The following is a 14,088-nucleotide window of genomic DNA, read 5'->3' as shown; positions in this document are numbered from 1 at the left end:
CTCACGTTCTTTTTTCTTATTCATGATGGTTGATTTTTTGAGGCCGGAGACCTCAATAACATGGTGTTCAGTAAGCGTAGCTATAGATAAGGAATACATCCTAGGGAAACCATCTGTAAAGGATTACCAAAACCGACTAATTTAACGTAGCAATATTGAATTATATGCTGATCTGCTGTTTTGCAGCTAGTGGTTCAAGAACTTCCAGGGCCTTATTTACAGATTTAATACCATCGAAAATTAAAAGCAATCTAAGGCCGTTACGCGTTTGTTTTTCTTTTAACCTGCATGTTTCACTATGCTGTTGTACATAGGAAAGGACATTGGAGAATTCCCGGCTTTGATAAAAAGCAGACTCCTGGTCTGAGATAAAATAGCCCATTAGGCTACCTTTTTTTAGAACTACTTTTTCCAATCCTATACCGGTGGCCATCCACTTTATTCGTACTGAATTCAACAAATCCTCTACCTGCGTTGGATATGCGCCAAACCTGTCGATTAATTGAGACTCAAATTTTTGAAGCTCTTCTTCAGTCTTAAGGGTGTTAAGTTCGGTATAGAGGTTTAATCGTTCGGTGGTATTGTTAATATAATCATCCGGGAATAGCAATTCAAAATCTGAATCGAGCTGGGTTTCCTTCACAAATATTTTATCCTTTCCTTCAGTTTCCTCATAAAGCTCCTTGAATTCATTTTCTTTTAACTCTTCAATAGCTTCCGCTAATATTTTTTGATAAGTTTCAAACCCAATTTCGTTTATAAAGCCACTCTGTTCGCCACCCAGCAGGTCTCCGGCACCGCGAATTTCCAGGTCCTTCATTGCAATGTTAAAACCACTCCCCAATGCGGTATACTGTTCCAATGCCTGAATTCGCTTCCTGGCATCAGGGGTCATTACTTCATATGGTGGTGTAATGAAATAACAAAATGCCTTTTTGTTACTTCTGCCAACGCGTCCCCGCATTTGATGAAGATCACTTAATCCAAAGTTATTGGCATTATTTATAAAGATGGTATTTGCATTAGTCACATCCAAACCACTTTCAACAATGGTTGTAGAGACCAGGACATCAAACTCTCCATTCATAAAGGCCAGCATTAAAGATTCTAATTTTCTGCCTTCCAATTGCCCATGGCCAATACCTATTTTTGCATCGGGCACCAAACGCTGAATCAATCCGGCTACCTCCTTAATATTTTCTATTCTATTGTGGATAAAGAATATTTGCCCACCTCTTTGAATTTCATAAGAGATTGCATCGCGAATAATTTCTTCACTAAATTGTATCACCTGACTTTCAATAGGGTACCTGTTTGGGGGTGGTGTATTTATAACGGATAGATCCCTTGCCGCCATTAAACTAAACTGCAGTGTTCTCGGAATTGGGGTAGCCGTTAATGTAAGCACGTCTACATTTTCTTTTATTGATTTTAATTTATCTTTTACTGCAACTCCGAATTTTTGTTCTTCGTCAACAATAAGTAGTCCCAGATCTTTAAACTCTACATTTTTGCTGGCCAACTGATGTGTACCTATTATGATGTCAATCTTACCGGATTTTAATTCATCCAGTATGATGCGCTTCTCTTTTGCTGTTCTAAAACGATTCAGATAATCTACCTTAACAGGCATATCTTTTAATCGTTTAGTGAATGTTCTGTGGTGTTGAAAAGCGAGTATGGTGGTAGGAACCAGCACCGCTACTTGTTTGCCATTTACGGCAGCTTTAAATGCAGCCCTGATAGCGACTTCGGTTTTTCCAAATCCCACATCGCCGCAAACCAGCCTGTCCATAGGCCTTTCACTTTCCATATCTTTTTTGATATCCTCTGTGGCAGTGCTTTGATCCGGAGTATCCTCATAGATAAAAGAGGCTTCCAGTTCCAGCTGAAGGTAACTGTCCGGGGCGTATTGAAAACCTTTGTCCAGTCTTCTTTTTGCATAGACCTTGATAAGATCGAAGGCTATTTTTTTAACCCTTGACTTGGTTTTTTGTTTAAGCTTTTTCCATGCCGCTGACCCCAGTTTGTAAATTTTGGGTACTGCTCCATCTTTTCCATTGTATTTGGAGATCTTGTGCAAGGAGTGAATGCTAACATATAGAATGTCTCGTTCACCATACATTAATTTGATAGCTTCCTGTCGTGGTCAATGTGCGTTACATAATCGCCAACTTCTAATTTGTTGAGATCCTTTAAAGTAATGGCCTGTTTTTTGGCATAACCGTTCCTCAAATGGAATTTGTGATAACGCTCAAAAATCTGATGGTCTGTGTAGCATGCTACCTTCAGATCATGGTCTACAAAACCCTGATATAATGGAAATACCCTGGTTTTATAATGTACATTTTCATCTACTTCATCAAAGATATCATGGAATCTTTTGGTTTGTACATCTGAAGAGCAGAAAATATAATTTTCATAACCTTTGTCGTTGTTATCGTTGAGATTAGCAATAAGCAAATCAAATTTCTTATTGAAGGAAGGTTGAGGTGTTGTATTAAAATCTACATTCTCAGAATTAGGCATATGACCAAAATGCCCTATGATGGCCATGGTAAAAGTTGCTAATTGCTCTTTTAGCAAGTCGGAATTGGTGAATAATTCTTCAGGTTCAGAATGTTTTATTTCCGAATCAAGTTCACCAAAAGTCTTTTTGGCTTTTTCAAAAAACAAATCTATCCTGCTATATATTAATTCAGGGTTTTTAAGGAAAATTACGGTATCTGGACTTATATATTTAAGGAAACTTTCGCGACTTTCATTCAGGTGTTTATTTTCTACATTTGGAATTATCCTGATCCGACTTACTTTATTGGTAGATAATTGGGTTTCTACGTCAAAGGTCCGAATGCTCTCTACTTCATCACCAAAAAATTCTATACGATACGGTTCATCATGGGAAAAAGAAAAGACATCCAGAATTCCACCACGTACAGAGAATTCTCCCGGCTCGGTTACAAAATCCACGCGTTTAAAGTGATACTCAAAAAGCACTTCATTTAGAAAGTCCAATGAAATAGTATCAGACTGATTTATTTTAAGGGTATTTTTAGTAAGTTCTTTTCTGGTGACCACTTTTTCAAAAAGTGCGTCGGGGTATGTGACTATAACAGCGGGTTTTTTCCGGGAATTTATTCGGTTTAAAACTTCTGCCCTAAGTAAAACATTTGCATTATCGGTTTCTTCGATCTGGTATGGTCTTCGATAACTTCCCGGATAGAAAAGCACCTCAGTTTCATTTATCAGTTGCTCCAGATCATTAAGCACATAGGCCGCTTCTTCCTTATCACTTAAAACAACAAGGAAAGGCCGATCTGTTTTGTTAAAGATTGCTGAGGTTACAAACGAAATAGCAGATCCGCTAAGTCCATTTAAAGCAATATTAGGCTGGTTTTGGCCAATAAAATCCCTCAGTTTCCCTAGTTGGGGAGACTGTGCGTACAGTTGCTGCAATGAAGATTTGGTCAACCGTTAAATTTTGTGCAAATATAAATGCTGAATCAATGACAGACCAAAAAGATTGGTTTAAATTTTTAATATAGTATTGTCAGCAATCGCAAAAACCTCGTCTGTATCTTTTTTCTTCATAGTATAAGTTCCTGTAAATTTCCCAAAAGCTGGAAGGATTAACTGGTCTTGTGTTTTGAAGAAGCAAGGAAGGCGAAGTGATTGTTTCCCTTTTCCTCTAAGCTTAATTGCAGGATGAATGTGACCAGAAAAATTAAAATAGCCTTGTCGTTCTTCCGGATGGTGTGTGAGCAGAAATTTTTCAGAGGTTAATTCAGTTACTACCTGAATGCCTATTCGCTCATATCTCAGGGGTGAAATGATATCGTGATTCCCCCTCACCAGAATATATTTGAGATCATAATTCCCAATCCATTTTTCAAAGAGTTCCCATTCCCTGTTTAAAGAAGAATGAAACAAATCACCTAAAAAGCAAACTACTTCGGGGTTAAAAAAAGCAATAGTCGCATCCAGCAAATCAAAATTTTTGTAAATGGCTTTCTGTGGTATGGCAGCACCGAATTTTCTAAAATGGGTAATTTTACCCAAATGCACATCACTAATTAAAAGGGTTGACTGCTCCTTCCAATACAGCGTACCGCTTGGATGCAAAATAAAATTCTGATCGAGGATCTGAATGGTTTGTGTCATTTTATCAAAGATAGATAATGCAATGATTATGAAAGAAATGATTTCCTATACCACTTGCCATTTCTTCGATTAATCATTTGCTTTTGGTTAAAATGGCGGTCATTCTCTTAATACGGTCTGTCAACTTTTCACTGGATAGTTTTTCTCTCAACCTGTCCGTGATTAAAGGGAAAGAGAAGGGGGTAGGAGACGTACAAGGCCTCCATACGATATTTTGTCCTGCAATACGTTCCAGGGCAATTCGCAACCGACCTTCTTCTAACTGATGCTCAAAGGTCTCCCTGAAGGCCTGTCGAAATAGTAGGTTGTCCGATTCATAATCCTTGAATACATCGAACAGCAGCTGTGAATTACTCTGCAAATGTTTCATTTTGATTCCTTTTTCGGGGTATCCTGTAAAAACCATTCCACTTATCACTGCGATATCACGGAATTTACGCCTGGCCATCTCAGTTGAATTCAAGCTTTTTTGAAGATCATCAAGCAAAAAGGAGGTTGTAAATAAATCATTATCCAGAATCTGTTGCATATCTACTTCCTTATCTGACAGAAGTTCAAAACCGTAGTCATTGAATGCCAGTGAAAAAGTAATTGGAGATAACAGGCTAATTCTGTAGCTCAGCAAACTGCCCATTGCTTCGTGTACAAATCTCCCTTCAAAAGGATAAAAAATATGGTGGTACCCCTCGCGGGTTTGAAAAGTTTCTATCAAAAACTCATTGGGCTTAGGAACGATACTTTCCAATTGTTGCCTGGTAAAAATTGATTTAAGCGCCCTGATTTCAGCAGACTGTTCTTTTTCATTCAATTGTACTGAATAAAGTTCTTCCCTAAGCAATTTTGACATCTGGGCAGATAATGTTAATCTGCCTCCCATCCATGCGGGGACTTTTGAAGATTTTTTGGAAGAATTCCTAACCTGAGCCTGCATTTCCTTGATGCGTATAAATTCCAGGTTTCTGCCTGCAAATGTAAATACATCACCCCGCTTTAATTTTGAAATGAAATGTTCTTCAATAGTTCCTATATATCCCCCTTTTTGATAACGAACAGTAATATTGGAGTCGCCTACAATTGTACCAATCTGAAAGCGATGCCTCATGGCAACTCCGCGATTGGTTACTTTGAATTTTCCGTTTTCATCTACCTCTACCTTTTTATATTCATCATAGGATTGCAGACTTTGACTTCCCAGGACAATAAAGTTTAACAGCCAGTGCCATTCATCGGTCGTAATACTTTGGTAGCAAAAGGTTTGCTTAATTTCCGGATAAATTTGGTCCGGAAAAAAACCATCTGAAATGGCAAGAGTAACCAAGTACTGTAGTAAAACATCAAAACTATTAAGGTAGGGGATCCTGTCTTCAACTGCTTTTTTTTCTGCAGCCTGTTTTAGAGCAGAAGCCTCTACAAGTTCAATAGCATGCGTAGGAAGAAAATAAATTATACTTTCTTCGCCCGGCCTGTGACCACTTCTTCCCGCTCGTTGCATAAAGCGTGCAACTCCTTTGGGACCTCCAATTTGAACCACAGTTTCCACCGGCGCAAAATCTACACCCAGATCCAGACTCGAAGTGCAAACCACTGCTTTGAGACTTTCATTTCGTATTGCTTGTTCTACCCATTGTCTGGTTTCCTTATTAATACTTCCGTGATGCATGGCAATTTCACCGGCTAATTCCGGATGTTTTTCCAGGATTTTTTGAAACCAGATTTCGCATTGGCTTCTGGTATTTGTAAATAGCAGGGTTGTTCTGCTGTTGTTGATTATAGGAATAACTTCATCAAGCAGGCGAAGGCCCAAATGACCGCGCCAGGGAAAAGTTTCCATCTCTTTGGGAATAATACTCTTTACTGTAATCTTTTTTTTGAGATTGGCTCTGATCAGTACTGAATTTTCATGGGCAGATGATCCGGGACCCAACAGTACTTCTCTGGCCTGCTCAAGATTGCCAATCGTGGCCGATATACCCCAAATACGCAATTCTTTTGTAATTCCCTTAAGTCTTGATAGTCCAAGCTCTGTCTGTACCCCTCGTTTGGTGCCCAGCAATTCATGCCATTCATCCACTACTATTGCAGAACAGTTCTCAAAAATCGTATCATATCCTTTTGTGGCAAGAAGCAATTGAAGACTTTCGGGAGTGGTGATGAGCAGGTCGGGCATACTTCTCCTTTGCTTCGCTCTTTCAGCAGTAGAGGTATCTCCGGAACGGATGCCAACGGTAAGTTGTGTGTCTAAATCGTGGATTACCCTTTCTGCGGATTGCTTTATTTCCTGTGACAACGCCCTTAAAGGAGTAATCCAAATGGCTTTAAGTCCTTTCTTATGCTTTGTCTTATATTCAGGGTTATTTTTAAGATAGTTCAGGACTATTGGAAACCACAATGCATATGTTTTGCCACTCCCCGTGGGAGCATTAAGCAGTCCGTGTTTTCCTTCTAAAAAAGCCGACCAGGTTTTTAATTGAAATGGATGAGGTGTCCAATTTTGTTGCCTAAACCAATCTTCTGCCAGATTATAAAGTTGTTGTTTTGTCATTCTTTTCTTTCCGGCTTTTGTTTTTTTTCATGCAACTATTTAAGTATACACATGCATTATTTATTGGTGTCCTATCTTGCTTTTATCAAGGGTTGTTTTTCTCCTGAATTAGATTTGACATTATTAAAAATATGACCCAGTCAGGAGCTCTGTGAAATTACAACTTTCTCATTGAAACCAATCGGGAATATAGATCGTAAATTTGAGAGAATTTATTAAATATTTTGAATATTTATTCAAAGTATGACCTTTAAAAAAAGTATCTTTACAGTTTAAATTTTAGTACTGTTTTATGGCCATAGTAGATTTATACTTTCATAGTGAACATAGGCGAAATTTAGCTCATTTCGCTTCTTTAGCATCTCTTGCAGCTGTTGATGGGGAGATCAATCGCGGAGAAAAAGGCTTATTAGACCGTTTTGCCCGTAAGCTGGATATTACCCCTAAGGAATATAAGGAAGTAATGAAGAAGTCTAACCAATATCCTATTACTCCTTCGAACAGTTTGGAGGAACGCCTTGAACGCTTGTATGATCTATTTAGATTAATTTATGTGGATCATAATGTGGAAGATGAGGAGATGGCATTGCTAAAAAAATACGCCATTGGATTGGGATTTCCAGTTAAAAAAGCCAACCACATCGTAGAAAAGTCTGTGGCAATATTTAGTGGAAGATTTAATTTTGAGGATTATCTCTATATCCTCAAACATTAGCAGAAATCGTAAAATAATAGAAGGCTTAACCGTTTGACTCGGCTCGTTGTCTGGCCATAAACTCCTCAGCTTTTTCAACCATTCTTGGGCTACCGCAAAAGAAAGGTACGCGTTCGTGCAATTCTTTTGGTTGAATTTCCATTATTCTTGTATACCCATCACTCGCTTTTCCATTCGCTTGTTCTGCAATAAATGCCATAGGATTACATTCGTAGAGTAGTCGCAATTTACCATTTGATGCAATGCTGCTTTTAGGATACATATAGATGCCACCCTTTATCATATTCCTGTGAAAATCTGAAACCAGGGAACCAATATATCTTGAAGTATATGGCCTGTCCTCTTCTTCTAACTGGCAGTATTTAATATAATCCTTTACACCCTGAGGAAAATGAATATAGTTACCTTCATTAACCGAATATATTTTACCTGTTTCAGGATACTGCATATCTGGATGTGAAAGATAAAATGTACCTATAGCCGGATTTAATGTAAAACCGTTAACACCATGTCCCGTAGTATATACGAGCATAGTTGAGGTCCCATATACTACATAGCCTGCAGCTACCTGATTTATGCCCGGCTGAAGAAAATCTTCAAGGGTAACCGGGGTTCCCACAGGAGTAATTCTTCTATAAATGGAAAAGATGGTACCAACAGAAACGTTTACGTCAATATTAGAAGAACCATCTAAGGGGTCAATAAGGACCACATATTTGTTTTGATGCCTTTCGTCATGGCTATTAATGGATATAAAATCGTCTTCCTCCTCTGACGCAATACCACAAACTATTTCCCTGTTTTTTAAGGTCTGAATAAATTTATCATTCGCAAGCACGTCAAGTTTTTGCTGATCTTCACCCTGTATATTAGTATCACCGGCCGCGCCCAGGATATCCACAAGTCCGGCCTTATTAACTTCATGATTCACTACCTTGCTGGCAAGTCTTATTGCGTTTATCAGTCTGGAAAATTCTCCTGAAGAGTATTGGAATGAAGCCTGATTTTCTATGACAAATTCGCCAAGAGTTTTATTTTTTTTATCCATACAGGAAGCTTGTTTTATTTAAGTACAAATATCGGTTATTTTGTTAAACTATAAGGTTTTCGTAAACTCGTAATTTTTTAAATATATAACTTTGTGTTTTATTTGTAACAATCATGAAATATCAAATCAGAGAATCAGTTGCAGAAGATATGCCAGCTGTTTTAAAATTAATAAAGGAATTGGCAATATTCGAGAGAGAGGCTCATGCTGTGGAGATGACAACAGAACGACTGATTAAGGATGGTTTTGGAAGTGAAAAACTATTTCATTGTTTTGTAGGGGTTATAGATAAGAATGTTGAAGGAATGGCCTTGCTATATCCAAGGTACTCAACCTGGAAAGGTCCGGTAATACATTTAGAAGACCTGATTGTTTCAGAAGGATTCCGTGGTAGCGGCCTGGGGACGGCCCTGTTAAATGAAGTTGTAAAATATGGAGCGCAATTGGGCGTTAAACGTATATCCTGGGACGTGCTCGACTGGAATAGTCCTGCTATTGAGTTTTATGAAAAGAAAGGAGCCAAAGTATTGCGTGATTGGGATGTGGTACATTTAGATGAAAAAGGGATTCAAGAATATTTAAGCAACTTATGAGAGTATTTAAGTTTGGAGGAGCATCGGTTAAAGATGCCAATGGAATCAAAAATTTAGTAAGAGTTCTTGAAGAGACAGGACATCAGAATACATTTTTAGTGGTTTCGGCGATGGGAAAAATGACCAATGCGATGGAGGCCGTAGTTAAAGCATATTTTGATGAACGTATTGGGCTAAAAAGTGCTCTTGAAGAAGTAGTGTTGTATCACCAGAATATACTGGAAGAACTATTTAAAAATAAAAAGCATCCGGTTTATCAAAAAGTTAACCTTCTGTTCGAAGAGGTCAATGGCTTTTTAGCCTGGAACAAATCGCCCAATTACAGTTTTGTTTATGACCAGGTAGTTGGCTATGGGGAATTACTTTCAACCACTATAGTGAGTATGTATCTCAATGAAGTAGGAATTAAAAATTACTGGATTGATATTCGGGATTTTATAAAGACGGATGACAATTACAGAGACGGAAGAGTAAACTGGGAAAAAACGCAAAAGTCTATTGAAGACGGGGTTGAAAAGAATAAATTATATATTACCCAGGGATTTTTGGGGAGTGACGATAACAATTTCACCACAACACTTGGCAGAGAAGGTTCTGACTATACTGCTGCTATTCTGGCCTATTGCCTTAATGCCAATTCTGTTACTATATGGAAAGATGTTCCGGGAGTTCTGAATGCAGATCCGAGGTATTTTGAAGAGACAAAACTATTGAACCAAATATCCTATAGAGAAGCAATTGAACTGGCCTTTTATGGGGCTTCTGTTATACACCCCAAGACATTACAGCCGTTACAGAGAAAGGAAATACCACTGCATGTAAAATCGTTTATTAATCCTAAGGATGCCGGCACTACGGTTGGCAAGGGTGTTGGGATTGAACCCGAGATACCTTGTTTTATTGTTAAGAAGAATCAGGTTTTGATGAAACTCTCTTCGCTGGATTTTTCATTTATAGTTGAAGACAGCATAGGTGACCTCTTTAAGTTGCTGCATGATTATAAAATGAAGGTAGATCTTATTCAGAATTCGGCAATTAGTTTTTCTGTCTGTGTCGATAATAAATTTAACCGTCTTAACGATTTACTTGATCAACTTTCCGGCAGGTTTAAGGTAGTCTGCCATGAAGATGTTTCTTTGTATACTATCCGACATTTTAATACTGAGGCCATAGAATCCTTACAGAATGGGAGAGATGTTCTTTTAGAACAGCGCGGTAAGGAAACCTTGCAATTGGTAGTAAAGCAATAATCCAAAGTCGTATTTTACTGTGTTAAAATAGGGGGCTCTCCTCTCTATTTTCCTATATTTACTTACATATACTTAGATATTCCATGGGTTTAGTCACCGTAAAAGAAGTAGCCAAGGCCGTAAATCTCCAACGATATGGTTTTTTCGGAACATTCATGGGATGGATCCTGGTCAGGTTAACCAAATTGTCGGACATCAATAAGTTTTACGACAAACATAAGGAACTGGAAGGGCCCAAATTCCTGGACGCTATTCTGGAACACTATGAAATTAACTTTGAAATACCGGAAAATGATTTTAAACGATTGCCTAAAGAGGGGGCATACATTACTATTAGCAATCATCCGCTGGGAGGAATTGACGGCGTTTTACTTCTAAAGCTGATGCTACAAAAAAGACCGGATTTCAAAATTATTGCGAATTTTTTACTTCATAGGGTGGCACCGCTGGCACCTTACATCATGCCGGTTAATCCTTTTGAAAATCATAAGGATGCTAAAAGTAGTATTGCGGGATTTAAAAGCGCCTTGAGCCATTTAAGGGATGGTCATCCCCTGGGTATATTCCCGGCAGGAGAAGTGTCTACATATAAAGATGGGAAACTTATAGTTGACAGACCCTGGGAGGAGTCCGCATTAAAACTTATCCGAAAAGCCGAAGTTCCTATAGTGCCTATCTATTTCCACGCAAAGAATAGTAAATTATTTTATCATTTATCGAAATTGAATGATGTTTTCCGAACGGCCAAATTACCTTCAGAAGTTACTACGCAAAGAAACAGGGCTATAAAGGTAAGAATAGGTCAACCTATAGGCGTACAATCCCAAAAGGAACACGAAAGCTTAGAGGAGTTTTCGGAGCTGTTGCGTAAAAAAACGTACATACTGGCGAATGCTTATGAAAAAGAACGTTTAATAGATCAGATCCCAACTACTTTAAAAATACCAAAAACTCCCAGAAAGATAGCAGGTGAAATGCGGACAGAAGTAATTCAGGGAGAATTAGAAAAATTAAGGGAGAAGGATTGTCGTTTATTACAAAGCAAGAATTATGAAGTGTTTTTAGCGCAGGCAAAAGACATGCCTTTTATTCTGAAAGAAATAGGAAGGCAAAGAGAACTTACGTTCAGGGCAATAGGTGAGGGGACAAACAAATCTATTGACCTTGATAAATTTGATTATTACTACCACCATTTATTCCTGTGGGATAATGACGAGAAGAAAATAGTAGGCGCCTATAGAATGGGGATGGGTTCGGAAATATTCAGGAAATATGGAATTGATGGTTTCTATTTACAGGATTTGTTTGGGTTTGAACCCGAATTATACGGCATGATGCAACAATCAATAGAAATGGGACGGGCCTATATTGTTAAGGAATATCAACAGAAACCTATGCCCTTGTTTCTTTTGTGGAAAGGGATTGTTCATACAACGCTTAGGCATCCGGAACACAAATATTTAATTGGAGGCGTTAGTATAAGTAACCAATTTTCCAATTTCTCCAAATCCTTGATGATAGAGTTCATGAAATCTAATTATTGGGATCCTTACGTGGCCCAATATATACGGCCGAAGAAAGAATTTAAAGTGAAATTAAATGATGCCGACAAGGAATTTATTTTTGATGAAACCGAAGCAGATCTCAATAAATTTGACAGGCTAATCGATGAAGTGGAGCCGGGCAGTTTGAGGCTTCCCGTGCTTATTAAAAAGTATATCAAGCAAAATGCACGAGTGGTTGCTTTTAATGTTGACCCTTTATTTAATAATTCTGTAGACGGCTTGATGTATATTAAAATAGCTGATTTACCGGAGAGCACGGTAAAACCTGTCATGGAGGAATTCCAGGCTGAACTGGAAAAAAAGCTTACTGAAAATAACCAAGTATCTTAATTAAATTCCTTCTCAATAAATCCTTTACAGAAGTTTCTTATCTCATTTCTCGCTTTTAGGAAAGCTGCATGTTTTTCTTCTTCTGTGCCCTGTACTTTTGAAGGGTCAAAAAAGTTGTGGTGGATTCTTTTTGCCATCTTTGAAGGAATATAGGGGCAGTTTTCCCTGGCATGGTCACAGACCGTAATTATGTAATCCCATGATATACCATCGTATTCATCTACATTATTTGAGGTATGTTTTGAAATATCTATCCCATCCTCTTTCATTATAGCAACAGCACCCGGATTCAAACCATGGGTTTCAATTCCTGCACTGTAGATTTTGGCTTTTCCATTTTGCATCGCCTTAAGATAACCATGCGCCATTTGACTTCGACAGGAGTTACCTGTGCACAATACCAAGATATTTTTCATTTTAACTGCTTCTTTATTTTTAGATTTAATATGTTTTAATCAATACCAACAATTTTACTTCGTCTTTCTGGATGGAATTGTTGATCGCAGTGAGCTAAACACCAATAAAGCATTGCCATACCCCCCGGTAAGAGCTGCCGATATCCTCTGGGAAAAACGTATCTGGCGGGTCATCGATACCCGGGAAAAGATAAACCTGCCTTTTCGCTAGAGGTAATGAGTTCTTCCATAAGAAGATAACCAATCCCTAATCCCCTTGCTGTTTCTGCAATATAAATGCTTACTTCTGCAACACCTCCATAGACACACCTGCCGGAAACAGCGGACAACGCTGCCCAACCTTCAACTTTATCATCATTTAATGCAACCAACCTGCAACTAGAAATATGATTATTGTTCCATTGTTCATAGGAAGGAATCTTTTTTTCAAATGTTGCAAAACCTGTACCAACACCTTGCTTATAAATTTCAGCAACTGCGGACCAATGGGTTTCCGACATTTCTAAAATTAACAGCTCTGTTTTTTTTAAATGGTTTATGGACATCCTGGTGTTATTACCAATTTATTAGCAGCAACCCGCGCCAGGTGCACAACAGGCTTCTTTTTCTGCACTAATTTCTACGGGCACTCCACATTCCTCCTTAGCCTTACAATCTGTTTTTTCCACCGCCAGTTTTATGAGTAACCGGTCTTCAAAAGTTTCAAATGCATCAATAAATAGTTGAGCGGTGTGGAAGTCAGTTTTTCCATATTCAATCTTTAATTCGGCTTCCAAATCCATAGGTTTAATTCCGTTTACCTTGTTTAGAATTTGAAGTGCTTTAGAAACAGTCATATATCTTGTTTTATCTAATTCAGACGGACTTTCCCAGAGTTGAACAATGGTTTCTTTCCAAAAATCTGTTCCCGCACCACAATCTACAGAATCTACGGTGATATTTTTCACTTCAGTCAGGTGATAGTTGGCACCCACAAGTGCCCCTTTGTTATAGTCGAATACTAATTCTTTATTTCCGTTTTCTCTTAAGAGAGATAAAAATTCTTTTGTCTTCATTTGCTTGTTTTTAGCAACAGTTTAGGTTTGTCTTATCAAAGAAATCATTTAGTAACACCAGTATTTCCTGCCATTTGTTTTGATTGATACAGTAGCATACGCGTTTTCCACTTATTTCACCCTCAATTAAACTAATGCTTTTGAGTTCCTTTAAATGTTGTGAAATGGTAGATTGAGCAAGCCCAATTTCTTCAACTATATCATTGCAGATACAGTCTTTCTGATTGTTTATGTGTTGCAAAATGGCTATCCTCGCAGGATTGCCCAGTACTTTTAAAATTGTAGCCAGTTCATTCTGTTCCGCGGTGAATATCTGTGTTTTTGTGATTCCCATTATATATTTATATATTGCAATATTACGATAATAGAATTAATAAAAAAAGTCAGATCATAAAAAAACCTGACTTTTTAGA

General features: G+C 38.0%; 12 protein-coding genes and 1 pseudogene. 5 read left to right on the top strand and 8 right to left on the bottom strand.

The features are described from left to right. Positions 1 to 160: 160 nt before the first annotated feature. The 3 genes and pseudogenes from mfd to Q0X89_RS17300 form a co-directional block, all read right to left on the bottom strand. Positions 161 to 3,471, bottom strand: a pseudogene (gene mfd, locus Q0X89_RS17310) (transcription-repair coupling factor). A gap of 57 nt (positions 3,472 to 3,528) precedes the next feature. Further along, positions 3,529 to 4,161, bottom strand: a complete 633-nt coding sequence (gene pdeM, locus Q0X89_RS17305) for a ligase-associated DNA damage response endonuclease PdeM (protein WP_297696519.1) — start codon at positions 4,159 to 4,161, stop codon at positions 3,529 to 3,531. A 73-nt stretch (positions 4,162 to 4,234) separates the two neighbouring features. Further along, positions 4,235 to 6,703, bottom strand: coding sequence for a ligase-associated DNA damage response DEXH box helicase (locus Q0X89_RS17300; RefSeq protein ID WP_297696517.1), 2,469 nt, complete (start codon positions 6,701 to 6,703; stop codon positions 4,235 to 4,237). A 292-nt stretch (positions 6,704 to 6,995) separates the two neighbouring features. Between Q0X89_RS17300 and Q0X89_RS17295 the strand changes: the two genes are divergently transcribed. Next, positions 6,996 to 7,418 (top strand): TerB family tellurite resistance protein, encoded by a 423-nt coding sequence (locus Q0X89_RS17295; RefSeq protein WP_297696515.1) that lies wholly within the window; start codon positions 6,996 to 6,998, stop codon positions 7,416 to 7,418. A gap of 25 nt (positions 7,419 to 7,443) precedes the next feature. Here Q0X89_RS17295 and fbp read toward each other — a convergent pair whose 3' ends face one another. After that, the gene (fbp, locus tag Q0X89_RS17290) at positions 7,444 to 8,466 is read right to left on the bottom strand and encodes a class 1 fructose-bisphosphatase (protein WP_297696513.1); all 1,023 of its coding nucleotides are present in this window, start codon (positions 8,464 to 8,466) and stop codon (positions 7,444 to 7,446) included. Between the two features lie 113 nt (positions 8,467 to 8,579). Between fbp and Q0X89_RS17285 the strand changes: the two genes are divergently transcribed. The 3 genes from Q0X89_RS17285 (at position 8,580) to Q0X89_RS17275 (ending at position 12,204) form a co-directional block, all read left to right on the top strand. Next, the gene (locus Q0X89_RS17285) at positions 8,580 to 9,059 is read left to right on the top strand and encodes a GNAT family N-acetyltransferase (RefSeq protein ID WP_297696511.1); all 480 of its coding nucleotides are present in this window, start codon (positions 8,580 to 8,582) and stop codon (positions 9,057 to 9,059) included. After that, positions 9,056 to 10,309: an aspartate kinase gene (locus tag Q0X89_RS17280; protein ID WP_297696509.1), complete on the top strand. Its 1,254-nt coding sequence runs from the start codon at positions 9,056 to 9,058 to the stop codon at positions 10,307 to 10,309. Before Q0X89_RS17285 ends, Q0X89_RS17280 begins: the two co-directional genes overlap by 4 nt. An 83-nt stretch (positions 10,310 to 10,392) precedes the next feature. After that, positions 10,393 to 12,204, top strand: a complete 1,812-nt coding sequence (locus Q0X89_RS17275; protein WP_297696507.1) for a lysophospholipid acyltransferase family protein — start codon at positions 10,393 to 10,395, stop codon at positions 12,202 to 12,204. Here the strand turns inward: Q0X89_RS17275 and Q0X89_RS17270 are convergent. Further along, entirely contained in the window at positions 12,201 to 12,620 is a 420-nt protein-coding gene (locus tag Q0X89_RS17270) for an arsenate reductase ArsC (protein WP_297696505.1), read from the bottom strand. The genes Q0X89_RS17275 and Q0X89_RS17270 overlap by 4 nt on opposite strands. Between Q0X89_RS17270 and Q0X89_RS18125 the strand changes: the two genes are divergently transcribed. After that, entirely contained in the window at positions 12,595 to 12,831 is a 237-nt protein-coding gene (locus tag Q0X89_RS18125) for a hypothetical protein (protein ID WP_367177076.1), read from the top strand. The genes Q0X89_RS17270 and Q0X89_RS18125 overlap by 26 nt on opposite strands. Here the strand turns inward: Q0X89_RS18125 and Q0X89_RS17265 are convergent. The 3 genes from Q0X89_RS17265 to Q0X89_RS17255 form a co-directional block, all read right to left on the bottom strand. Then, complete coding sequence (locus tag Q0X89_RS17265) at positions 12,791 to 13,120, bottom strand: GNAT family N-acetyltransferase (RefSeq protein WP_297696503.1); 330 nt, start codon at positions 13,118 to 13,120, stop codon at positions 12,791 to 12,793. The genes Q0X89_RS18125 and Q0X89_RS17265 overlap by 41 nt on opposite strands. A 66-nt stretch (positions 13,121 to 13,186) precedes the next feature. After that, on the bottom strand, positions 13,187 to 13,675 hold the full coding sequence (locus tag Q0X89_RS17260; protein ID WP_297696501.1) for a DUF6428 family protein: 489 nt from the start codon (positions 13,673 to 13,675) through the stop codon (positions 13,187 to 13,189). Between the two features lie 10 nt (positions 13,676 to 13,685). Next, positions 13,686 to 14,009, bottom strand: a complete 324-nt coding sequence (locus tag Q0X89_RS17255) for a helix-turn-helix transcriptional regulator (RefSeq protein ID WP_297696499.1) — start codon at positions 14,007 to 14,009, stop codon at positions 13,686 to 13,688. Between the last annotated feature and the right edge of the window lie 79 nt (positions 14,010 to 14,088).

Origin of the sequence: uncultured Eudoraea sp., from assembly GCF_947258525.1 — a bacterium.
Lineage (GTDB): Bacteria > Bacteroidota > Bacteroidia > Flavobacteriales > Flavobacteriaceae > Eudoraea.
This window is presented reverse-complemented; position numbering and strand designations above follow the sequence as displayed.

What these genes read in the sequence shown, in the direction of transcription:
- Q0X89_RS17295 (WP_297696515.1), top strand. Translation starts at nt 6,996, where the DNA reads ATGGCCATAGTAGATTTATACTTTCATAGTGAACATAGGCGAAATTTA.
- Q0X89_RS17300 (WP_297696517.1), bottom strand. Translation starts at nt 6,703, where the DNA reads ATGACAAAACAACAACTTTATAATCTGGCAGAAGATTGGTTTAGGCAA.
- Q0X89_RS17280 (WP_297696509.1), top strand. Translation starts at nt 9,056, where the DNA reads ATGAGAGTATTTAAGTTTGGAGGAGCATCGGTTAAAGATGCCAATGGA.
- Q0X89_RS17265 (WP_297696503.1), bottom strand. Translation starts at nt 13,120, where the DNA reads ATGTCGGAAACCCATTGGTCCGCAGTTGCTGAAATTTATAAGCAAGGT.
- Q0X89_RS17270 (WP_297696505.1), bottom strand. Translation starts at nt 12,620, where the DNA reads ATGAAAAATATCTTGGTATTGTGCACAGGTAACTCCTGTCGAAGTCAA.
- Q0X89_RS17255 (WP_297696499.1), bottom strand. Translation starts at nt 14,009, where the DNA reads ATGGGAATCACAAAAACACAGATATTCACCGCGGAACAGAATGAACTG.
- Q0X89_RS17285 (WP_297696511.1), top strand. Translation starts at nt 8,580, where the DNA reads ATGAAATATCAAATCAGAGAATCAGTTGCAGAAGATATGCCAGCTGTT.
- Q0X89_RS17260 (WP_297696501.1), bottom strand. Translation starts at nt 13,675, where the DNA reads ATGAAGACAAAAGAATTTTTATCTCTCTTAAGAGAAAACGGAAATAAA.
- pdeM (WP_297696519.1), bottom strand. Translation starts at nt 4,161, where the DNA reads ATGACACAAACCATTCAGATCCTCGATCAGAATTTTATTTTGCATCCA.
- fbp (WP_297696513.1), bottom strand. Translation starts at nt 8,466, where the DNA reads ATGGATAAAAAAAATAAAACTCTTGGCGAATTTGTCATAGAAAATCAG.
- Q0X89_RS17275 (WP_297696507.1), top strand. Translation starts at nt 10,393, where the DNA reads ATGGGTTTAGTCACCGTAAAAGAAGTAGCCAAGGCCGTAAATCTCCAA.